Origin of the sequence: Corynebacterium sp. HMSC070H05 (assembly GCF_001837615.1) — a bacterium.
Lineage (GTDB): Bacteria > Actinomycetota > Actinomycetes > Mycobacteriales > Mycobacteriaceae > Corynebacterium > Corynebacterium coyleae.
Genome location: NZ_KV833339.1, coordinates 320 through 21,431 on the forward strand (window position 1 = coordinate 320; position 21,112 = coordinate 21,431).

Annotated in this window: 21 protein-coding genes and 1 pseudogene; 16 read left to right on the plus strand and 6 right to left on the minus strand. The window is 63.9% G+C overall.

All coding sequences use genetic code 11. From position 1 onward, the window contains the following. Positions 1-195: pseudogene (locus HMPREF2617_RS11725) on the plus strand (transposase); the annotation flags it as partial. A 275-nt stretch (positions 196-470) separates the two neighbouring features. Here the strand turns inward: HMPREF2617_RS11725 and HMPREF2617_RS06950 are convergent. The 3 genes from HMPREF2617_RS06950 to HMPREF2617_RS06960 form a co-directional block, all read right to left on the minus strand. Next, the gene (locus tag HMPREF2617_RS06950) at positions 471-872 is read right to left on the minus strand and encodes a type II toxin-antitoxin system VapC family toxin (RefSeq protein ID WP_210400835.1); all 402 of its coding nucleotides are present in this window, start codon (positions 870-872) and stop codon (positions 471-473) included. Then, on the minus strand, positions 869-1,135 hold the full coding sequence (locus tag HMPREF2617_RS06955; protein ID WP_070840398.1) for an antitoxin: 267 nt from the start codon (positions 1,133-1,135) through the stop codon (positions 869-871). The genes HMPREF2617_RS06950 and HMPREF2617_RS06955 overlap by 4 nt, the downstream gene beginning before the upstream one ends. 63 nt (positions 1,136-1,198) lie before the next feature. Further along, positions 1,199-2,218 carry a 3'-5' exonuclease gene (locus HMPREF2617_RS06960; RefSeq protein ID WP_070840399.1) on the minus strand — a complete coding sequence of 340 codons (1,020 nt, stop codon included), beginning with the start codon at positions 2,216-2,218 and terminating at the stop codon, positions 1,199-1,201. Positions 2,219-2,482: 264 nt separating this feature from the next. On the opposite strand from HMPREF2617_RS06960, the gene HMPREF2617_RS06965 reads away from it, so the two are divergent. Together HMPREF2617_RS06965 and HMPREF2617_RS06970 are read left to right on the plus strand one after the other, a co-directional pair. Further along, positions 2,483-2,917: a hypothetical protein gene (locus tag HMPREF2617_RS06965; RefSeq protein WP_070840400.1), complete on the plus strand. Its 435-nt coding sequence runs from the start codon at positions 2,483-2,485 to the stop codon at positions 2,915-2,917. Then, a complete protein-coding gene (locus tag HMPREF2617_RS06970) occupies positions 2,907-3,125 on the plus strand; it encodes a hypothetical protein (protein WP_070421742.1) in 219 nt (72 codons plus the stop codon). Before HMPREF2617_RS06965 ends, HMPREF2617_RS06970 begins: the two co-directional genes overlap by 11 nt. A 3-nt stretch (positions 3,126-3,128) precedes the next feature. Here the strand turns inward: HMPREF2617_RS06970 and menE are convergent, their stop codons facing one another. Next, positions 3,129-4,280: an o-succinylbenzoate--CoA ligase gene (gene menE / locus HMPREF2617_RS06975; RefSeq protein ID WP_083323242.1), complete on the minus strand. Its 1,152-nt coding sequence runs from the start codon at positions 4,278-4,280 to the stop codon at positions 3,129-3,131. Between the two features lie 87 nt (positions 4,281-4,367). Here menE and HMPREF2617_RS06980 point away from each other — a divergent pair, with 87 nt between their 5' ends. The 5 genes from HMPREF2617_RS06980 to HMPREF2617_RS07000 all read left to right on the plus strand — a co-directional run bounded on the left by HMPREF2617_RS06980 (position 4,368) and on the right by HMPREF2617_RS07000 (position 9,341). Then, on the plus strand, positions 4,368-5,360 hold the full coding sequence (locus HMPREF2617_RS06980; RefSeq protein WP_070840401.1) for a hypothetical protein: 993 nt from the start codon (positions 4,368-4,370) through the stop codon (positions 5,358-5,360). 54 nt (positions 5,361-5,414) lie between these two features. After that, positions 5,415-6,527 (plus strand): sensor histidine kinase, encoded by a 1,113-nt coding sequence (locus HMPREF2617_RS06985; protein WP_070482107.1) that lies wholly within the window; start codon positions 5,415-5,417, stop codon positions 6,525-6,527. Continuing rightward, on the plus strand, positions 6,524-7,162 hold the full coding sequence (locus HMPREF2617_RS06990) for a response regulator (RefSeq protein WP_070452483.1): 639 nt from the start codon (positions 6,524-6,526) through the stop codon (positions 7,160-7,162). The genes HMPREF2617_RS06985 and HMPREF2617_RS06990 overlap by 4 nt, the downstream gene beginning before the upstream one ends. A 65-nt stretch (positions 7,163-7,227) precedes the next feature. Next, positions 7,228-7,929, plus strand: coding sequence for an ATP-binding cassette domain-containing protein (locus HMPREF2617_RS06995; RefSeq protein ID WP_070452480.1), 702 nt, complete (start codon positions 7,228-7,230; stop codon positions 7,927-7,929). Beyond that, positions 7,926-9,341: an ABC-2 family transporter permease gene (locus HMPREF2617_RS07000; RefSeq protein WP_070815630.1), complete on the plus strand. Its 1,416-nt coding sequence runs from the start codon at positions 7,926-7,928 to the stop codon at positions 9,339-9,341. Before HMPREF2617_RS06995 ends, HMPREF2617_RS07000 begins: the two co-directional genes overlap by 4 nt. Here the strand turns inward: HMPREF2617_RS07000 and HMPREF2617_RS07005 are convergent. Then, a complete protein-coding gene (locus tag HMPREF2617_RS07005) occupies positions 9,338-10,324 on the minus strand; it encodes a hypothetical protein (RefSeq protein ID WP_070840403.1) in 987 nt (328 codons plus the stop codon). The genes HMPREF2617_RS07000 and HMPREF2617_RS07005 overlap by 4 nt on opposite strands. Before the next feature lie 234 nt (positions 10,325-10,558). Between HMPREF2617_RS07005 and HMPREF2617_RS07010 the strand changes: the two genes are divergently transcribed. Then, positions 10,559-12,013 carry a PepSY-associated TM helix domain-containing protein gene (locus tag HMPREF2617_RS07010; protein ID WP_070421748.1) on the plus strand — a complete coding sequence of 485 codons (1,455 nt, stop codon included), beginning with the start codon at positions 10,559-10,561 and terminating at the stop codon, positions 12,011-12,013. Between the two features lie 372 nt (positions 12,014-12,385). On the opposite strand, the gene HMPREF2617_RS07015 is transcribed toward HMPREF2617_RS07010, so the two are convergent. Further along, positions 12,386-13,318: a 1,4-dihydroxy-2-naphthoyl-CoA synthase gene (locus tag HMPREF2617_RS07015; protein WP_070771912.1), complete on the minus strand. Its 933-nt coding sequence runs from the start codon at positions 13,316-13,318 to the stop codon at positions 12,386-12,388. Positions 13,319-13,394: 76 nt separating this feature from the next. Here HMPREF2617_RS07015 and HMPREF2617_RS07020 point away from each other — a divergent pair, with 76 nt between their 5' ends. From HMPREF2617_RS07020 to HMPREF2617_RS07050, 7 genes are all read left to right on the plus strand, one after another. After that, entirely contained in the window at positions 13,395-14,570 is a 1,176-nt protein-coding gene (locus tag HMPREF2617_RS07020; protein ID WP_070421750.1) for an AAA family ATPase, read from the plus strand. A gap of 53 nt (positions 14,571-14,623) precedes the next feature. Then, positions 14,624-15,586, plus strand: coding sequence for an o-succinylbenzoate synthase (locus HMPREF2617_RS07025; RefSeq protein ID WP_070840404.1), 963 nt, complete (start codon positions 14,624-14,626; stop codon positions 15,584-15,586). A gap of 62 nt (positions 15,587-15,648) precedes the next feature. Beyond that, positions 15,649-17,229 carry an SLC13 family permease gene (locus HMPREF2617_RS07030; RefSeq protein ID WP_070840405.1) on the plus strand — a complete coding sequence of 527 codons (1,581 nt, stop codon included), beginning with the start codon at positions 15,649-15,651 and terminating at the stop codon, positions 17,227-17,229. A gap of 64 nt (positions 17,230-17,293) precedes the next feature. Continuing rightward, positions 17,294-17,821: a hypothetical protein gene (locus HMPREF2617_RS07035; RefSeq protein ID WP_070421753.1), complete on the plus strand. Its 528-nt coding sequence runs from the start codon at positions 17,294-17,296 to the stop codon at positions 17,819-17,821. Positions 17,822-17,825: 4 nt separating this feature from the next. Then, a complete protein-coding gene (menD, locus tag HMPREF2617_RS07040) occupies positions 17,826-19,463 on the plus strand; it encodes a 2-succinyl-5-enolpyruvyl-6-hydroxy-3-cyclohexene-1-carboxylic-acid synthase (RefSeq protein ID WP_070840406.1) in 1,638 nt (545 codons plus the stop codon). Further along, complete coding sequence (locus HMPREF2617_RS07045) at positions 19,463-19,912, plus strand: DUF3592 domain-containing protein (protein ID WP_070452453.1); 450 nt, start codon at positions 19,463-19,465, stop codon at positions 19,910-19,912. Before menD ends, HMPREF2617_RS07045 begins: the two co-directional genes overlap by 1 nt. A 5-nt stretch (positions 19,913-19,917) precedes the next feature. Further along, positions 19,918-21,111: a glycosyltransferase family 4 protein gene (locus tag HMPREF2617_RS07050; protein WP_070452450.1), complete on the plus strand. Its 1,194-nt coding sequence runs from the start codon at positions 19,918-19,920 to the stop codon at positions 21,109-21,111. The last annotated feature ends 1 nt before the right edge of the window (position 21,112 follow it).

Consider the following 21,112-nt stretch of genomic DNA (forward strand, 5'->3'; position numbering starts at 1 on the left):
CGACGGGTACCGCGAAATGCTCGGCATGCACGTTGCCACCGCAGAATCCAACGCGTCGTGGAAAGGCTTCTTCCAAGACTTAAAGCCCGGGGGCTTTGCGGTGTCTTCCTTATCACCAGTGACGCTCACGAGGGCATCCAGCACGCCATATCTGAGGTGCTGCCTGACGCGTCGTGGCAGCGGTGTCGTACCTAGTTTGCAAAGAACTTCTACGAGAAAGTTCCGAAGACACAGTGGCCGATGGTCTCTGCGATGTTGAGGTCGACGGCGACGCGGAGCTCGCTTCCGATTGGGTCGTCGTTTCCGTCGTGCTTGGGGTCTCGGTGACCTTGTCGGAGTCGCCGCAACCAGTGGGGACGGTAGTCAGAACTAGGGCGGCGATCATGGTGCGCTGCATGCGTGAAATCTTAGATCGACCGGGGACGGTGTCGTCGTTAAGCGGAGCTGTCCCTCGGAAACGATGCGCGGGGTTACAACCGCCAGTCCTCTACTTGTAGCAATGGGACACGGGAGAACTCCCGGGTGTTGGCGGTAACGAGAACGCAGTCGTTTGCCCGTGCCTGAGCTGCTATCCACAAATCGTTGGGACCGATTGGCTGTCCGATCGCCTCTAGCTCCAAACGGATGTCAGCGTAAAGAGCTGCCTCGGACGCTCCGGTTCCGACTACCTGGTACGCCTGCTCGAGTTGCTTGACAGCATCGGTCCGACGAATCGACGTTGACTTACCCGCACCAACCCGCAGCTCTCCAAGGACAATGGAAGACAGCACGATGTCGTCGGCTCGAGTTACGCGCATGCGTTCGAGGACATTGGCGTTACTGCGACGAAGGGCATCGATCCACACATTTGTGTCTAGGAGGAAGCGCATCATTCATCCCACTTTGGGATCGGATCTAGGGGGAGATCAGAGGGTTCTTCGAACCCGTCCGCCCACCCATCCGGTAAATTGGCAGTGATCACATCGAGCACATCGAGAGCCGAGAGCGGCTCAGGAGAGACGTAAAGCTTGCCCCCAATCTTTTTCAGCCAAACCGTTTCAGAATCGAAACGAAAGTCCTTGGGAATTCGGATTGCTTGACTGTTGCCCGACATGAAGACCGTGGTTTCGACGGAGTCTGCAGCAGCCTCAGTCATGAACACCTCCTCGTATATATGACGTAATATATACGGTTTGGAACGTCAGGACGAGCACTCCGGCTAGAAAAGCTCCCGCACCGCAGCCCGCGCTGCCCAAGTATCGCGCGGGATAGTCAAGGCGCCGGTGAAGGCGACGCGATCGCCGGGGTGCAGGGTGAAGGTGGAAGGGGTTGGGCCGGTGAGGGGGTCGTCGAGAAGCGAATGCACGAGGGCGGGATCAACGCCGAGCGCTTCTGCGATGCTGAGCAGAGTTGCGCGCTCCTCGTCGGTGATTATGCCGTCTGACCAGGCTTCGACGGCGAGTTGGCGGGTGAACTCCTCGTTGATCGCCTCGACGTCGTCGGCGCTCAGGCCTGCGGCGATGGCGGTGGATTCGAGTTGGCGCATTTCGGTGCGGGAAATTTCGCGGTCTACAAGCGCGCGGGTCAGTTCGGCGCGGTAGGTGGCTTCATTCTTGGTGCCGGTCGTCGGCAATGTGCGCGAAAGCTGGCCTGCCCAGGAGGGTGCGCCACCGCGGGGAAGCGTGCGCACCTCGGGCGCGGGTGTGGTGAACAGCGCAGCCGGATAGTGAACGATATCCGCGTGGTGGTTCGTGTGCAGGTACGCGAGGAGATCGGCGGTGGCCTGGGCGTCCGCAAGCGCAGAGTGCGCCAAACGGTTGTGGATCTGTGCGATAGCAAGCGCCTCGCTGAGTTTGCCCACGCCAAGGTGCTGCTTGGTCAGACGCATCGTGTCCAACCACTCGCACATGCCATCCTCCGCGCCCGCGCGTGCGAACTCGTTGGCAAGGAAGCGGCGCTCAAACGACGCGTTATGCGCCACCAACGTGCGGCCGTTGAGCAACGATCCGAGGTATGCGGCGACATCGCGGAACACCGGCGCATCCACGACGTCCGTCGCCGTGATCTTATGGATGTAACTGTTCGGAATGTCACGCTCCGGCTGGATCAACGTCTCCCACGTGCCTTCCACCGTGAGGTCGGGGCGCAGCAACACCACGCCTATCTCCACGATGCGATCGAGATTGCTCAGCCCCGTCGTCTCCAGATCGACCACCGCAAACCCGTGCTGCCGGTCCATTCCTGCTCCTTATATCTGAACTGCGTAAGCGCGATTTTCGACGCCACCATCAACCTAAAGCACGCGCCGACGCGGTCAGGTGGGGAGTCGGTCGGGTGTTCGGATGCAAGGAGCTCGGCGTGGTCTCTCAAACCCAGAACCTAGAGCTGGCTGAGGCAGAGGTACGCGAAGCAATTGCGTTTCAGTCCGGACTTCGTGCCGACGAATTTGAGGTTGAGGTGGCTGCGATGGAACCGTAGGTGGCTTCGCCCCGTCTAACTCAATATGAAGAACTCGATTTACTTACCGTGGCTGCTTACAGGGCTGGCTGTTGCCACGTCAGTGGGATACGCAATTGTGCTTGCCCTGGGGCCACCAAATATGACCGTGTCTGTACTGGACTTTTCTGCAAAGATCATCGGACCGGTTGGCGCGGCACTCATTGCATGGGCAGGCGTTTCCCACACAGTGATGAACACGCGTGTGCAGGACACAGCCAAGGAATGGCATCACGACCTGAGGTGGGCATCAGAGCTGTGTGTTTCGGAGAAGCCACTAGAGGTAGCGATTGGCACGTCGGTGCTTGATGAGCTCAGCGAGCATAGGTTTCTCAATTCGGAGCAAGCTAGCATGGTCAACAGGATTGGAGAGGCTGTTGTAGGTGGCCTTTTCAACCAAATTGATCCCATTGCGGAAAGGAGTGCGCACGATGAGACCTAGGTACGAGGAGTTGAAATCTCTCGACGGTGTGAGCATTTCGCGGCCGCCACATATGGGAGAGATTGCCGCTGCGCGATTTCTGGTCAAACAGATTGAGCAGGGAAGAAGCGACGGCGAGTTGTCGCCGTTTCTGCTTTGGGTTGCAAACTACGGCACCCCTGACGAGCCACCCGGACCGATCATTCAGCCCCGCGACCAGTCTGCCTAACCGCTAGAACAGCTCCCGCACCGCAGCCCGGTCGACCTTGCCCGGACCCAACTGGGGTAGCGCCGGCACAACCTTGAGTTCCTTCGGCACTTGCCAGCGTGCGATTTCACCGGTGTCTTCGGCGTCGGCAAACGCGTCCATGATGTCCGCCACGCTCGCAGACCCGGTGTACGCAGCGCAAATACGTTCGCCGAAGCGCGCATCTTGCTTACCGACGACACAGGCACCCGTCACCCCATCCACCTTGAGCAGGAACGTCTCCAGCACTTCGGGGTGGAGTTTGAGGCCGCCGGAGTCGATGATGTTGTCGATGCGTCCGTGGACGGTGAGGTGGTCGTCGATAAGCGAGCCTGCGTCGGAGGTGCGGAACCAGCCGTCCTTGAGATCATCGGAGGGCGTCTGCGATCCGACGTTGCGGTAACCGCGCGCGACCATCGGCCCGCCCAGGTGGATGCGACCGTCGACGATTTTTACGCGGGCGCCGGCGATGGGCACGCCGTCGTAGACGCAGCCGCCGGAGGTTTCCGACGAGCCGTAGGTGGTCACCACGTTGATGCGCAGTTTCTTTGCCGACTCGAGCAGGCGCGGGTTGGTCGCCGCCCCGCCGACCAGCACCGCGGAGAAGGTCCGCAACGCGTCGATGCCCTTGAGCGTCGAGGTCGCCTTGGCCAACTGCATCGGCGTCAGCGAGGTGTAGGTGCGCTCTCCGGTGCTGGCCAGATCGTGGGCGTGGTGGGCGAACTCAGCGACATCGAAACCGTTCGTGAGGTCCACAAACGCCGGCTCCACGCCTGCGACCATGCTGCGCACCAGCACCTGCAGGCCCGCGATGTACGCCGCCGGCATGGCCAGCAGCCACTGGCCTTCGCCACCCAACGCCTGGTGGGTCGCGTCCGCGCTCGAGATCAGGTTCGCCGGGGTCAGCATCGCGCCCTTCGGCTTGCCCGTGGACCCGGAGGTGGAGACGACGAGGGCGATGTCGTCGTCGATAGGCGCGCCGGGCTCCAACGTGTTGCGCAGCAGGTTCGCGCGCGCCGGGTCGTTCGTCGGCACCGGCAATAGCGCGCGCTGGCCGGTCAACGCCTCCTCGAGCGCGGGCATGATAGCCAGCGGATTCGCGGGATCGACGGGCAGAAGTTCGAGCAGGTTCGTCACAGCGTACGAGCGTAGCCGGTGGGATTCCGCGCGCCGCGAAGGCCGTGACGTGTAACACCTGTTTGCGAGCCCACCGATAGAACAAGCATGAAGAAGTTCATCGCATCGGCCGTCGCCGCGGCGACCGCCTTCACCGTCACTGTCCCTACGACCCACGCCGCCACGCTCACGCCTGCGGACAACGGCCAGTGCCGCGTCACCCTCAACGACGCGGAGCGCGGCCCCGCCTGGCAAGCCGAGCGCATCGCGAAAACCCTCACCCACGGCATGTACGCCACCGCCGTCGCCGAAGTATTCGAGGCAACTTTCGAGGGGCTCAAACCGCTTGGCGACGACCACCTCACCCAACCGGCCATCATCGCCGTCCAGGAAATCCGCCTGGCAGGCGAGGAACCCGGCGCCCGCCCCGACTACGACGCCGCCCGCGCCGCCACAAAGGCCAAACTGGCGGAACTGGGCCTGACCTCCACTGACGCCGACTTTTACCTGGACATGAAGCAGGGCTCCCAGATCCCGCTCTCACCAGCAGGCAAAGCGCTGAAGGGCTCGGCTGGCTGGTACATCGGCATCGACGGCTCCGTGCCAGAAGTGAACGACCTTGGCCCGGACTACGAGTTCGGCCGCACCGGCGCGAACACCGCCCGCTTCCTCAAGCACATGCCCGAGTGGCAGCGCAACGCGTTCGCCGCCAACATGTCCAAGACCTACTTCGGTCAAGCCTTCGACTCGCTCGAGTCCCGCTACTACCACCCGCTGAGCAGGGCAAAGAAGTGCGACGACAATCCGCCGCTGCTCTTCAGCATGCAGAACGCGGAACTGCCCGCCGCACCGGAGCAGAAGAACACGCTGCCCGGCAAGCCTGCCGATCCGGATAAGCCGGCCGAGCCTTCGCCGGACAAGCCAGCGCCGACCCCGGGCAACCCTACGCCGGAGCCGCCGAAGACCTTTGACGCGAAGCTTGCAGAGATCATCGGCATCATCGCCGCCGTGCTCACCGCACTGGGCGCCCTGTTCGCCCTGCTGAAGACCGCAGGCTTCAACGTGCCGGACCTTCCCCAGATCCCCGGCCTGAACAAGTAGGTCTCCTCCTCGGGGAGGAGGTGCGGGGCGGGGGTCGTCGATAGGCTTATGCCCATGCGCTACAAACCGGGTGACCTTGTGCTCGCGGTCGCTGTCGCCATTTTGGCGGCGGTGTACACCGCGAGTGCGTTTACCCAACCCATAGACGCGGCAGGTTGGGGCCAGGCCGTGCTGTCGTGGGGCTTTGTCGCGGTGTGCGTGGTGCTCACGAGCAAGCCGAAGTTCTCCTCGGTTGCGCTTATCGCGCTGAATGTTGCCTGGTCGACGATGTGGCTGGCCGCGCCGGTAAACCTTGGCTTTTCGCCGTGGGTGTTGGCGGTCCCGGTGGCCACCTTTATCGCCGGGCGGTTTACAGGGAAACGCTTCGCGCTAGTTGTCCTCGCCGCCGCGTGCGGGTGGGCGCTGCTGTCACCGTTCATGTGGACGTGGGACGACAACTTTGTGTTGTTCTACCGGCACGGGGTCGATCTCGGGATCACGCTTGCGCTGCATTGGGGTGCGAGTGCGGTGGGGTATCTCCTGGGGGCGAATGTGGCGGCTGAGGATGAGGTGCGTCGTCGAGAAGCACACGCGAAAGAGCAGCGTCTCGCAGCGGCGCGCGAGGAGGAACGCCGCGCCATTGCCCGCGATATTCACGATCTGCTCGGCCACTCGCTGACCCTGATCAAAGCGCAGGCCAATGCTGGTTTGGCGGTGGGGCAGGAGCGGGAGGCGCTGCAGCAGATCAACGAGGCCGCAGGGCAGTCGTTGTCGGAGATTCGCCTGCTTGTGCGGGGTCTGCGTGAGAGCGACCATGCGTTTTCGCCGGCGGCGGGGATCCCTGACCTGCCGTCGTTGGTGCAGCGCTACCGCGACGCCGGCGTGGAAGTATCGCTGGAAGCACCAGCAGTGGATGTCTCCCCGGTGACCTCGCTTGCTACCTATCGCATCGTGGCTGAGGCACTGGCAAACGCGGCGCGCCACCAAGTCGATCCCACTGTGACGGTTCGGGTCGCACCGGGCGAGACCGTGGTGGTAGAAGTCGTTTCTACCGGCCAGATTCGACCCCAACCAGGCACCGGCGTCGGGCTGGAGGGGCTGCGTGAACGCGCGGCGAGCGCCGGTGGCACGCTGAAGACATGGCAGTCCGGGGAGACGTTTACCGTGCGGGCGGAGTTGGCAGCATGATCCGCCTGCTTCTTGCCGACGACCAACCGCTCCTCCTCAGCGCCCTCCGCACCATCTTGGACGCCCAGGACGACATCACCGTCGTCGCCACCGCCGCCGACGGCGCCGAAGCCGTGGAGAAAACCCGCGCCCACCGCATCGACGTGGCGGTGCTGGACATCCGCATGCCGGTGCTCGACGGCATCACCGCCGCCCGCACGATCATGGAGATGGGCCCACGCGTGATCATGCTGACCACCTTCGACGACGACACCTTGATCCATGCAGCTATCGACGCCGGCGTGCACGGCTTTCTCCTCAAAGACGCCGAACCCGACGTCTTGGCCAACGCCGTACGCGCCGTCGCCCGCGGCGAATCGGTCCTGGCCCCCGGAGTCACCGGTCGCGTGATGGAGTGGGTCCGCGACGGGGGAGCCACCTCAGAATCAGCAGCTGCGCTGGAGGGGCTGACGCAACGCGAACGCGACGTGCTCGCGGAGATTGGCCGCGGCGCGACGAACGCGGAAATCGCCGCCACGCTGTTTATTGCAGAGACCACGGTGAAAACGCACGTGTCCAACCTGCTTTCCAAACTTGGCGCGCGCGACAGGGTGGCGCTCGCCTTGATCGCCCAGCGCGCCGGGATCTCCTCCTAGAGGAGGAGGCAGTGTGGTCCCGCCGGCCGATGTGGTCGCCTTGTTCGGCGACGACCATGAATGCCATGACTGATACCCAACTTGCTTGCCGCGGCGTGGTCGTGTCCTTCGGGGACCACCATGTACTTCGCGACGTGTCGTTGACCACCACCCCGGGCCGAGTCCACGCACTGCTCGGCCCCAACGGCGCGGGTAAATCGACGCTGATGTCGGTGCTGCTCGGCCTGATCGAACCCGATGCCGGCGAGGTGACACTGATGGGGCAGCCGTTTGACCGTTCGGCACTGCGCCATGTCGGCGCCTCCATCAACGACCCCGCCTTTTACAGCCACCTCAGCGCCCGCAACAACCTCCGCGTCCACACCACGCTCTTGGGACTTCCCGACAGCGAAGCCGACCGAGTCCTCGAACTGGTTGGCCTCCAAACCGCGGGCAAGAAGAAAGCCGGCAGTTTCTCCACCGGCATGAAAGGCCGCCTTGCGCTCGCCCAAGCGCTGCTCGGCGAGCCAGAGGTGCTTATTCTCGACGAACCACAAAACGGCCTCGACCCTGAAGGCATTGCCCACCTGCGCGACTACCTCCGCGAATACGCGCGAGCTGGACGCACCGTCCTGGTCAGTTCCCACCAACTCGGCGAAGTACTCCACATGGCCGACGACGCCACCGTGATCGCAGGCGGCGGCGTCCGCTTCGCAGGCGAGCTCGCGGAACTCGGCCCCAACCTAGAAGAGTCGTTCTTCCGGCTCACCTCCGGTGGTGACCGATGAACCTCCTACACGCCGAATGGATCCGTGCGCGCGGCTCCATGCTGTGGTGGCTCGCCGGAGCAGGCCTGCTGGTCGGCGTGCTGCTGACGTTGTTCGCCCTGGCCGGAAACGTCGAAACCGCGACGAACCTGCTCTACCCGCAAGGCCTGTTAGTCACCGGCATGGCTGCGCCCGCCGCCGCACTGTTCGCCGGTTTGGCCGAAACCCGCGAGCGTGACGCCCGCGGCGGCGGCACATTGTGGCGGCCGGTTTCACCCAAGCGCACTCGCGCCGCCCGCATCGTCGTGGTGTGGCTGGCGCTGGCCGCGTTCGTCGCCTTCGACTTTGTCGTGCCGTTTGCCGCCGGCCTCGTATTCAACCTGGACAACACGGCCTCGATCGCACTCGTCGGCCTATTTGTGTGGCTGGGCATGCTCGGACCCGCAGGCCTCGCCGCCGCTGCCACGCGACGCATCGGGATCCTGCCAACCATCATCCTCGGCTTCGCATTCACCATCGGCCTCGGCTACTTCGCCGAGCGCGACTGGTGGTGGATAAACCCCGGTGCCTGGCCAACCCGGTTGGCGCTGCCGACCATGGGCCTGCACTTCAACCTGCTACCCCTCGACGCCACCGACCCGATGGCGGGGGAATCTCCCATTCCCGCCCTCACCCTCACACTGCTACTCGCAGCAATTGGCTTTGTAGTGGCCGCCCTCGTACCACCGCGCACCCGACCCATACTGCGCCGCCGCCGAGTCCACCACGTCACCGCACCGCTGGCCACTTCTCCGGCGACGCCACGCCCCGAAACCACCGGATACGTGGCTGCGGTGAAGGGGGTTGCGATGGCGGCGAGGGTGTCGTCGATAAGCGTCTTGCTCCTGCTCACCGCCCTGGTGCTGCTGTTCTCGCTGGCATACCCGGTGGACGTGCGCGAGGCGCTGTTCGCCTACGCCATCCTGCCGGTTGGGGCCGGCGTGCTGCCCACCCTCGTGTGGCCGAAACTGCGTCCCGCCTGGGCGCTCATGCAGGTCGAACACCCACACGTCCGCGCCGCATTGGCCACTTGGTGCGTTGGAGTCGTCGCCCTCGTGTGCGCGTTCGGAGCGGCCGTGGTTGGCGACGCACGCTTCGGACTCCTCGCGTTCCTCGCAGGCAGCGTATTGGCCCTCACCGCACTTGCCATCACCGTCCGCTTCGGCGTGGCGTGGACGCTGGCCACGACGATCCTGGTCACGATCGTCTCCGCCACGATCGGCGGCGACGTCCTCGCACAGTCCGCACTATGGATCCTCGCCGTCCCCGCATGGCCAATCACCGCCACCGGTGCACGCGTGTGGATTGCGGCTGCGGTGGGGTTAGCGCTGCTGGCAGTCGTTGTCGCGGCGCTGATGCGGGTGCTGCGCGGCATGCGCCCAGTGCGACGCTAACCCGCCGGGGTCAGGCGTCCATCTGCCGTGTAGCGACCATCGGGGGAGTTGTAGAAGGCGTGGGCGTGGTTGTCGTCGATAAGCAAATGCCACGTGCCGCCGTTATCGCAGGTGCCCTCGGTGATCGTCTCGCGGAAGCCATCCTCGGTTTTCGCGAGGTGGCCCGCGCAGCCAAGGTCCGGGTACGTCACCGCGGTACCGTCCGCGGTCGGCGCGAACCGGACGCGGAACTGCTCACCCTGCAGGTGCTCCACCTTGGACACCTGCCCCATCGTGCCCTCCAACGGACCACGCAGTGTTGCGCTGCCGATCTTGTCCAGCGCCGCCGCGTCCGTCGTCGGGTGCCAGGTGATCCGTGTGACATCGCTGAGCGGATTGCCGACGACCGTCTCCTCCGGGCCCCACACCTTTTCCAGACGCTGACCCCGCAGTTCGAAGTGCGTCACGTTGAGGCGGGGACCGTCCGTTTCGTACTGGTCCAAGCCCGGCTGGGTGCCGTTGGTGAACACTGTCGGGTAGGGCTCGTCCGAGTCGACGAGGTAGTCCTTCGTCCAGGTGACCTCGCCGTTTTGGGCCCGCAGCACGCGCACCGGCGATGGGTTGCCGTTGGCCGCGCCTGCGTCTGGGGCTGCGTCTGGGGCTGCGCTGACGCCTGCGCGGAGCAGCAGTTCGGGTTCGAGATCGCCGTTGATGTCCAAAACGTCGTAGGTGAACGTGCCGTCGAGATCCGCGAGGTCCGCGAAGAAGCGCGCCGGGTCTGCGATCGCTTCCGCGTACAGGTCACGGATCGAAGCGGTCGGTGTCGCTGACGCCGTGGTCGCGTCGGTTGACGTTTCGTTGGCCGGTGCGCTAGTCGGTGCGCTGACCGTCTCGTGAGAAACGACCGTCGTTGTTTCCGGTGCAGGCGATTGGGTTGGTTCGGTCTCCGTGCCGCAGGCAGCCAGCAGGAGAGTGGTGGCGAGGATCGGTACGTGACGTTTCATGGCACCACGCTACCGAAAGCCCAAAAGACGATATCGGGATTTGGCATTCTCGCCGGAGCACGACCTGGGGAAACGGCGTCGGAAAGATGCTAAAACCCGATATTGTCTTTTGGGCTATCCGACAGATCAGGACAGGATCTGCCAGGCGCTTTGGAAAATCGACATCTGTTGGGAACTGGCGGGCCAACGCATCCGACTAAAAATGCGTCCCTGTATCAACCGAAAGGTGTATGTGTGTCCAGTACTGTCCAACGGCGCAGCGGCCTGCCCGCGCTGACCAGAAGAATCCATTTTTACGCGGGCCTGTTCATTGCCCCGTTCATCTTTGTCGCCGCGCTAAGTGGCGCTCTCTACGCGGTCGCTCCGTCGCTCGAAAACGTCGTCTACAAAGACGTGCTGACCGTTCCCGCCTCCGACACCAACGCCCCGCTGGCCAGCCAAATCAGGGCCGCGCAGGACACACACCCGGACATGGATGTGGCGCAGGTGTGGCCGTCGTCGACACCCGATGAAGCAACGCGCGTTTTGCTTATCGACGAATCCCTCACCGAAACAAACCAACTCCGCAGCATCTTCGTCAACCCCCACACCGGTGACGTCATTGGCGACGAGCCAACCTACTCCGGCCTCGGCGAACTCCCGCTGCGCTACTGGATCTCGTCGCTACACAAGAGCCTCCACCTCGGCGAGGTCGGCGAGCTTTACGCAGAGGTGGCAGCCAGCTGGCTGTGGGTCGTCGCCCTGGGCGGCCTGTACCTGTGGTGGCGGATGGCCCGGAAGCGAGCCCTGGTTGGGTTGGAGAATGCGACGGGGCGTCGTCGTAAAGTGCTGAACTTGCACGGCGTAGCCGGAACCTGGCTGCTCGTGGCCATGCTGGGACTGTCCGCCACAGGCATCACCTGGTCCGTATTCGCCGGCGAAAACGTCGACCGCACAATCACCTGGTTGGGCGGCAAAGCAGAACCGATCGAAACCTCCCTGGTCGCCGACGCGGAAGCCGCCCCAGCCGACGAGCACGCCGACCACCACCCCGCCAGCGCACACGGAGCCGAAGGCCTGACCAAGGACGAGGTGGCCGACCAAGCCGCCACCGTCCTCGAAACCGCCCGCGCCGAAGGCCTCACCGGATCAGTGCGCCTCTTCGTCCCCAAGAACACCGACGAGGCGTGGCAGGCCAGCGAGCGCTGGGTGCCGTGGCGCACCACCTCCGACGCCGTGAGCGTGAACGGCCAAAACGGTGACCTTGTAGACAAGCTCCCATTCTCTGAACTGCCACTGTTCTCAAAACTGACCAGCTGGGGCATCTACCTGCACATGGGCATCATGTTCGGCCTGCCTCTGCAGATCCTGCTCGCTATCTGCGCGCTCGCGATCTGCGCCATGGTCGTGATGGGCTACATCCTCTGGTGGCGACGCCGCCCAACAAAGAACGCCATCGCCGGCGTCCCAGGTCAGGCTGATCTCACCGGCCGCGACTGGGCCATCCTCGCCGTCGTAGCGATCCCGGTCGGCCTGTTTCTGCCGCTACTCGGCCTTACCTTCGCCGCGATGCTTGTTGCCGATCGGTTGCTGGCCCGCCGCCGCACGGCATTTACGACGCCCGAAAAAGAACCTGTTCCCCTGGCTGCTGACGAGCGGGTCGGAGTCTCCGGAGACGAGGCTGAGCTTGGCTTAGTTGAGGTTGGCTGAGGCAAGCGTGGCGGCGCGTTCCTGACAGATCACGGCGGAATCTGTCAGTCGCCGGCATCGCGCCTGGTCAGAAATCGCCCCTGACAGATTCTGCAGAATCTGTCAGTGGAAGAGGGGGCCGGCGAAAATAGTTCCCGTGGTTGGGCCGGGATGTGGAACTTTCTTGCCTCCCAAGACAGCCGACCTGGGAGAACGCCGCCGCGGTGGAGCCAAAAACCCGAAATAGTTCCCGAGCGGGGAACTATTTTGGGTGGGGGCCGCAGGGCCGCCGGGCCGCACCACCGTGCCGGGCCGCAGGGCGGCCGGCCCGCACCACCGTGCCGGGCCGCCGAGCCGCCAGCCCGGCAAAGTACCGCCGTACCCCCAAGAAACCTAGTAGTAGAAGGGGAAGTCGTCCCAGCGTGGCGGGCGTTTCTCCAAAAACGAGTCGCGGCCTTCGACGGCTTCGTCGGTCATGTAGGCCAGGCGGGTGGCTTCGCCGGCGAAGACTTGCTGGCCCATGAGGCCGTCGTCGACAAGGTTGAAGGCGAATTTGAGCATGCGCTGCGCGGTGGGGGACTTGCCGTTGATTTCGCGGGCGACCTGGATCGCCTCTTCTTCCAATGAAGCATGCGAGGCAACGATGTTGACCGCGCCCATGCGCTGCATCTCCTCGGCTGAGTAGGTGCGGCCGAGGAAGAAGATTTCGCGGGCGAACTTCTGGCCGACCATCTTGGCTAGGTAGGCGGAGCCGTAGCCGGCGTCGAAGGAGCCCACGTCCGCGTCGGTCTGCTTGAACCGGGCTTCCTCGCGTGAGGCGATGGTGAGGTCGCATACGACGTGGAGTGAGTGTCCGCCGCCGGCTGCCCAACCGTTGACCACGGCGATGACCACCTTGGGCATGGTGCGGATCAGGCGCTGGACCTCCAAAATATGAAGACGTCCGCCCTCGGCCTTCACGCGCGCCTCATCGACGGTTTCGGCGGTGTCGCCGCCGGCGTACTGGTAGCCGGAGCGGCCGCGGATGCGTTGGTCGCCGCCGGAGCAGAACGCCCAGCCGCCATCCTTCTGCGAAGGCCCGTTGCCGGTCAGCAGCACCACGCCCACAGAAGGGTCGCGCCGGGCGTGATCCAGGGCTTGGTAGAGCTCGTCGACGGTGTGGGGGCGAAACGCGTTGCGCACCTCGGGGCGGTCGAAGGCGATGCGGACGGTGCCGTCGGCGCGCGTGTTGCCGACGTGGCGGTGGTAAGTGATGTCGGTGAAGTTGAAGCCTTCGACCTCGCGCCACTGGCTGGGGTCGAAGGGCTGGGCGGTGGAGTACTGCATGGGGGTAATCGTACTCACGCGTCCGCTTTATACCTCTTTATAACTAGCCCAACCTATAAAGAGGTATAAAGAGGCTATGGTTCAGCGCAGTCCGTACACACCTGGCGTGGTGGCCTCCACCATTTATGGCAGAGACCAAGTTCTTAGGGAGGCGAAGCGCGAGCTTTTCTTTATGGCTCATGATCCTGGGCTGATGGGGCAGGTGAAGGTCTACGTGGGACCCCGCGGCATAGGAAAGACCAGCTTGCTTCGAGCAGTTGAAGCAGAAGCTAAGGCTGAAGGCTTTGAAACCGCCTGGATTACAGCGGGGGACCGGCCACTTTTCAATGCCCTTTTGGACAAAATCGGCGAGATTGCTCGCAGCTGGAAGGATGAGGCTGGAGAAAAGCTGCTCGGGCTGTTGTCGTCGCTGCGGGTTGAAGCGTTTGGTGTTTCGGTTGGAGGATCTCAACCAGTTGAAGGCCCGAGGCCAGATGCGTCGGGATATGGAGACCAAATGCAGCGCGCGCTTGTTGATGCAGCGGAAACGATCCGGGGCAGGGCTAGTGGAATGGTTGTTTGTATTGACGAGATTCAGTCGGCTGATGCAGATGGCCTGCGCTCGCTTGCGTACGCGTGGCAGCAGATGCAGGCAGAAAATGCTGAGCTCCCTCTCGCCATCTTTGCAGCTGGGCTCAGTCATAGTCAGGATGTGATTACCGATGCTGTGAGTTTTGCAGAGCGCTTTAGTTATGTGCATCTTGAATCTCTGGACCGAGAACACGCTGAGGAAGCATTAGTACAACCGGCGAAGAAGAAGGGCGTGAATTGGTCTCCGGCCACGCTCCAGGAAGCTGTCCGTTTAGCAGGCGGCTACCCGTATTTCATTCAGGTTGTAGGCGATCTGGTGTGGCAAGCGGCCGATTTTCCGGACCCTGGCACTTTTATTGACCTAGCAAACCTCAAACATGTAGCGGATCGATTCCAAGAAACTCAGTTGACCATGTTCCGCTCCCGGTGGCACAAAGCTACCGACGTGGAGAGGGAATTCATTAGCGCAATGGCTGAGGATCTAGAGCCACAGGTGAAGCGAGGCGATATCGCCGAGAGAATGGGCCGACCTACAACCGGAATCAGCATGGTCCGTAGATCTTTGCTTGACAAGGGATTAATCGAGGAAAGTGGTTTCGGCTACTTGAGGTTCACTGTTCCGGGGTTCGCCGAATTCGTGAGAAACGAGCGGGGCGGGCAGGAGCGTGAGGCTCGTGGTTGACGTTTTATACCTCTTTATAACTACCCCAACCTATAAAGAGGTATAAAGCACCCATGACCCCCTCTGTCGACGAGATCCTTGAGCGCGCCCACGTTGTCGCCCTGCCCATGGCCGTGAAGTTCCGCAGCATCACCACGCGCGAGGCCTTGCTTATCGACGGCCCCGCCGGCTGGGGCGAGTTCTCCCCATTCATCGAATATGCACCCGAGGAGTCTGCCGCCTGGCTGCGCGCCGGGCTCGAGGCGGCGTTCACCGGCCTGCCCGAAGCCCACGGCACTGTGGAGGTCAACGGCACGATTCCCGCGGTCGAGGACGTCGAGCCTGTGCTCGCGCGCTACCCGGGGGTTAACACGTTCAAGATCAAGGTCGCTGAGCCTTCGCAGTCGCTTGACGACGACATCCGGCGCGTCACCGCCGTCCGTCGCCTCCGCCCCGACGCGCGTTTGCGTGTCGACGCCAACCGTGGCTGGACCGTCGACCAAGCCGTCGAAGCGGCGGAGAAGCTCGGCGAGTTGGAGTACATCGAGCAGCCGTGCGCCACGGTGGAGGAACTTGCGGAGGTGCGCCGCCGCACCAGCACCCCGATTGCTGCGGACGAGTCGATCAGGCGTGCCGCCGACCCGTACCGCGTGGCTGAACTGAACGCGGCGGACGTGGCGGTGTGCAAGGTCGCCCCGCTTGGGGGAGTGGCCAACCTGGTCACCATCGCGCGCGACCTGCACCTCGATGTCACTGTCGCTAGCGCCTTGGATACCGCTGTTGGGATGGATGCGGGGTTGATCGCGGCGAAGCTCACCGGTTCGCGTGCGGCGGGGCTGGCAACCCAGCGCCTGTTCGTGGAGGACGTTGCGGAGCCCCGCGTCATGGAAAACGGCGAACTTGCTATCACCCGCACTACCCCCGATCCGGAACGCCTCCACGGGCTTCGCGCCCCAGGTGAGCGCAGGGATTGGTGGTTCGCCAGGGTCCGTGCGTGCATGGCTGTGCTGGAGCAGGATCCCTCTTTCCGGGTGTAATTGTCCGATTTCTTATCGCATTCGCGTGTGGGATCCGGGGGCAGTCGGCTAATCTTTCGCCCATGTCGACTCCCGTGATGCACGAATCTGCCGCGCTTTCAGAAGGCGAACTGGCAAAAGCGCCCGAACCTGGCGAGTGGCGCCGCCAACTTATCGGCCTGATCACCGGTGTGGTGCTGGCTGTTTTGGTGTATTTCTTGTTCCCTGCCAACGCTGCTGAGACGGTGTTGCAGTCCTCCGGTGCGAAGGAGGGCGTGGAGTACTCCGCGGACACCATGCGCATCGTCGCTGCCACCACTGTGTTGATGGGTGCGTGGTGGATGACGGAGGCCATCCCGCTGGCCGCCACCGCCTTGGTGCCGATTGCGGTGTTCCCGATCGCAGGTGTGGCTCCGTTTAAGGAAGTGTCCTCGCCGTACGCTTCGGCGACGATCTTCCTGTTTATGGGTGGCTTCCTCATGGCGCTGGGTCTGCAGCGTTGGAACCTGCACCGCCGTCTGGCTCTGGTGGTGGTCAAGATTGTCGGTACTTCGCCGAAGCGCATCATTTTGGGCTTTATGCTGGCCACTGGCTTTATGTCCATGTGGGTGTCTAACACTGCTACCGCTGTGGTCATGCTGCCGATTGGTACGTCGGTGCTCATGCTGACCGCGGACACGGTTGGTGGCATGAAGAACCAGCGGAAGTTCGCTACCGCGCTCATGCTTGCTATCGCGTACTCGGCTTCCATTGGCTCCCTGGCCACGCTGATTGGTACTCCGCCGAACGCGCTGCTGAAGGGCTACATGGAGGAGGCCCACGGCATCGTTATCGGTTTCGGTCAGTGGATGCTGGTCGGCCTGCCGGTCGCGGTTGTGTTCACCTTCATTGCTTGGTGGTTGCTGATCACGGTGTTCAAGCCGGAGGTAGACACCATCCCGGGTGGCAAGGAGCTGATCGACGATGAGATTAAGAAGCTCGGTGCATGGACCTTCCCGCAGATCGCTGTTGGCGTGATCTTCCTTGTCGCCGCGCTTGCCTGGATTTTCATCCCGCTGGGACGCAATCACTTCGGTTGGGATTTCCCGTACGACGACGCGATCGTCGGCATCATCGCTGGCTTGCTCATGTTCATCATCCCGGGTACCTCTGACGGTAAGCGTCTGCTGGATTGGAAGACGGCGAATGAGATGCCGTGGGACGTGCTGATGCTCTTCGGTGGCGGTCTGTCCCTGTCGGCCATGTTTACCGCAACCGGCCTGTCCCTGTGGATCGGTGAGAAGGCGAAGGGGCTGGCGGTGCTGCCGATGTTCCTGCTCATCTTCGCCATCGCCGCGCTGGTGCTGCTGCTGACGGAGCTGACCTCCAACACCGCAACGGCTGCGACCTTCCTGCCGATCATGGGTGGTGTGGCCGTTGGTATCGGCCTGACCGAGGCGACCGAGATGAACGTTCTGCTGCTGGCTATCCCTGTTGCGCTGTCTGCAACGTGTGCGTTCATGCTGCCGGTGGCAACTCCGCCGAACGCGATCGCTTACTCGTCCGGTTACGTCACCATGGGCGAGATGATCAAGGGTGGTGTGTGGCTCAACGCGATTGCGTTGGTGCTCATCTCCCTGGCTACGTACTTCATCGCAGTACCTGTGTTTGGGCTGGTGCTCTAGGAGCATTCTGCTTATCGACGACGCGCCCCGGCAGTTCTCCTGCCGGGGCGCTAGTCTATTTGCCATGGATAACGAGACGAGACAGTACGGCCGTCCAGGCGACGAGCCGCAGCGCCCGCGCCCGAGGCAGTACTTCCCGGACCAGTCCGAACAACAGGCCCAGTACGACGATCAGTACTACCAGCCGCAATACCAGCAGTACGAGCCCCCGTACGAGCCCCAGTATCAGGAGCCGTACCAGCCGGAGCCGCAGAAGGGCTCGAGTGCCGCGTCGATTGCGCTGGGTGTGTTCGCAGCGTTGGCGTTCATTGCAGCTGTGGTGCTGTTTTTCCTGTGGCAAGGGGCGGCAGCGGATGCCAAAAAGCAGCCGTTGACGGAGACGGTCACCCAGACGACCACCGCGACGGAGACCACGACTACGACGACGACGAAGTTCCCGTCGATCTTCCGCGACCGCGAGGAAGCAACCTCGATGTTGCCGCCGGAGCCGCTGCCGGATGATGTTGAGATCCCGCGCGATGTTCGGGACAGTGCCCGCGATATTCTCGACCAGATCCGCGACGGCGCGGACCAGTTTCTCCAGGAGCAGTAGGTAGATGGCAACGGCTATGGAATTGGCTACGGCGGTGGCGGGGGTCGTCGCAAAGCATTGCACTGATGTGGTGATGAGCCCGGGTTCGCGCAACTCGCCGCTGGCGTACGCGCTGCTCGCGCGTCGCGACATCACGGTGCATATGCGTATCGACGAACGCTCCGCCGCCTTCACCGCCCTCGGCCTCGCACGCGTGCAGCGCCGACACGTTGGCGTGGTGATGACCTCGGGCACGGCGGTGGCGAACGCGTACCCGGCGATGATCGAGGCGCATATGTCGCACACGCCGCTTGCCGTGATCAGCGCCGACCGCCCGGAGCGCCTCGTGGGCACCGGTGCCAGCCAGACCATTTGGCAGCAGGGCATCTTCGGCCGCTACGCCGAGACCCAACAGGTGGCGGACGAGGCGGCGGCGGAAGCGATCTCGTTCGACGCCGGCCAAGTACACATCAACGTTGCGCTGGACACCCCGCTCGTGCCGGACGCGCTGCTAGAGCCGGTTGGCGAGCCGCGCCGGGTCGGCCCGGGCGTCCTCGCACGCGGTGCGCTCGCAGGCTCGGGCGCCGGGTTCGTCGACCATGGAGTCGTGGACATCGACCTGACCCGCGACACGCTGGTCATCGCCGGCGACGAGGCCTGGGAAGTACCCGGCCTGGAACACGTGCCCACCATCGCTGAGCCGACGGCGCCGACCCCGTTCCACCACGTTCACCCGTTGGCCGCACGGTTCTTTGCGCAGTCGGAGGTGGCCATCTCCCACGACGGGGGTGACTTCGCCGCGTCCACCAAGCCGGAACAGGTCGTTGTGGTGGGGCACCCGACGCTGCACCGCGACGTCATGGCGCTGCTGGCGGATCCGGACGTCACGGTCATCGGCCTGTCGCGCACCGAGACGTTTACCGGCCAGCCGGACCTGCGCGGCTCGCGCGTCAACGCCACGGGCCAGCCGACGGATACCTGGATCAAGATCTGTGAGGCCGCTGGCGAGGTCGGCGCCGACACCGTGCGCCAAGCCCTCGCCGAGGAGCAGTTCGGCTTCACCGGCCTGCACGTCGCCGCTGCCGTGTGCGACACCCTCGCGGTGGGCGACACGATGGTGCTCGGCGCGTCGAACCCGGTGCGCGATGCCTCCTTTGTCGGCATGCCGTTCGACGGCGTGGACACCTACGCCGCCCGCGGTGCCGCGGGTATCGATGGCACCGTCTCCCAAGCTGTCGGCATCGCCCTTGCCACCCAGGCACTGCGTGCGGACGAGATCCGCGCACCGCGCACCGTCGCGTTGCTGGGGGACCTGACGTTTCTGCACGACATCAACGGCCTGCTCATCGGTCCCGACGAGCCGCGCCCCGGCAACCTGACCATCGTGGTGGCCAACGACGACGGCGGAGGCATCTTCGAAACCCTCGAGCCCGCCGCTGAGCCGGTGCGCGACGTGTTTGAACGGGCGTTTGGGACGCCGCATGGGGTGGTCGTCGAGAAGCAAGCACTCGCGTACGGGGCGAACTACCGCCGCGCCGAATCGCTTGCGGAACTGCACCAAGTGCTGCTTGAACTCGAGGCCCAGCCCGACGGCATCACAATTGTGGAGGCCGTGACCACCCGCGAAACCCGCCGCGCGCTCGCGCAGCGACTGGCCAAGTAATGCGCTGGCGCAGACGCGCACACCAAGCCGTCATGGCGCTCTACGGATGCGCCGTGCTCGGCTGCGTTGCCATGGTCGCAGGGCCCGCGCTTCACGACGCCCAAATCCACGCCAACCCCGGCCGCGGCGTCGCCACCGTCACCGACCAAACCCGGCTGCGCACCTACGTGGAGTACGAAACCGAAGACGGCCGGCTCGTCTCACCGCGCGACGGGGTGCTCTATCCCACCGGGCTCGGCCCCGGCCAACAGGTGTGGGTGACCTACGCCAAGAACAACACCGAGCTGGTCAAGGTGGAAGGCCGCGGGTGGGCGCTCTCGCTCATCCCCGCCCTGTCGGTGCTGGCCGTGGCGACGATTATCGCCGCCCTGGCCTGGCTCGCCGTAGGAAAAATTCACGTCCGGTTCAGCCGGAATTCGACCGAAGTTTCACGTCAACTGGGAGAGTAAACAGCATGCGAGTGGGAATCGTCGCCGAGTCCTTTCTGCCCAACGTCAACGGAGTGACCAACTCCGTCCTTCGCGTCCTTGAGCACCTCAAACGGGAGGGCCACGACGCGATCGTGATCGCGCCTGGCGCCCGCGAGTTCCAGGACGAAGTTCCTGACTACCTTGGCTTTGAGATCGTGCGGGTGCCCACCGTTATGGTGCCGTTGATCGATTCGCTGCCCATCGGCGTTCCCACCACCACCGTCACAGCAGCACTGTCGCAGTTCAAGCCGGACATCATCCACCTGGCCAGCCCGTTCGTGCTTGGCGGAGCGGGAGCGTTCGCGGCCCGCCAACTCGGTGTGCCCGCGGTCGCGCTCTACCAGACGGACGTGGCTGGCTTTGCCACGAAGTACCAACTGTCCACCCTGGCTACCATGGCGTGGGACTGGACCCGCACCGTGCACAACATGTGCGAGATGACGCTCGCGCCGTCGTCGGAAACGATCAAGGCGCTGGAGGAGCACAACATCAAAAATATCCGCCATTGGGGCCGTGGCGTGGATGCGGAACTGTTCCACCCGTCGAAGCGCTCCGACATCCTGCGCCGTTCGTGGGACCCGACCGGTACGAAGAAGATCGTCGGGTTCGTCGGCCGCCTCGCCGCGGAGAAGTCCGTTGACCGCCTCGCCCCGCTGGTTACGGACCCGTCCATCCAGTTGGTCATCGTCGGCGGCGGCCCGGAGCGCGAGGCGCTTGAAGAGGTTTTGCCCAACGCCGTGTTCACCGGCCCGCTTTCTGGCGAGGAGCTCGCCCGCGCGTATGCATCGCTCGACCTGTTCGTGCATACCGGCGAGTTTGAAACCTTCTGCCAGGCCATCCAGGAAGCTCAAGCCTCGGGCGTGCCCACGATCGGCCCCCGCGCTGGCGGCCCCGTTGACCTCATCGAGCACGGCGTCAACGGTTTGCTGCTCGACGTGGCCACCTTCACCGAGGAGCTCCCCGACGCAGCGCGTTGGCTTCTCGACGACACCCGCCACCCCGAACTCACCACCACCGCCAGGGCGTCCGTGGCCGACAAGACTTGGGAGGCGCTTGGGCAGCAACTCCTTGGCTACTACACCGAGGTGCTCGACTCCTACGAGCGCAAGGTGATCCACCTGTTCGGCCGCGATGTTGCACTGCCGCGCTGGGTGCCGGTGAAGCGCAAAGTAGACTGAC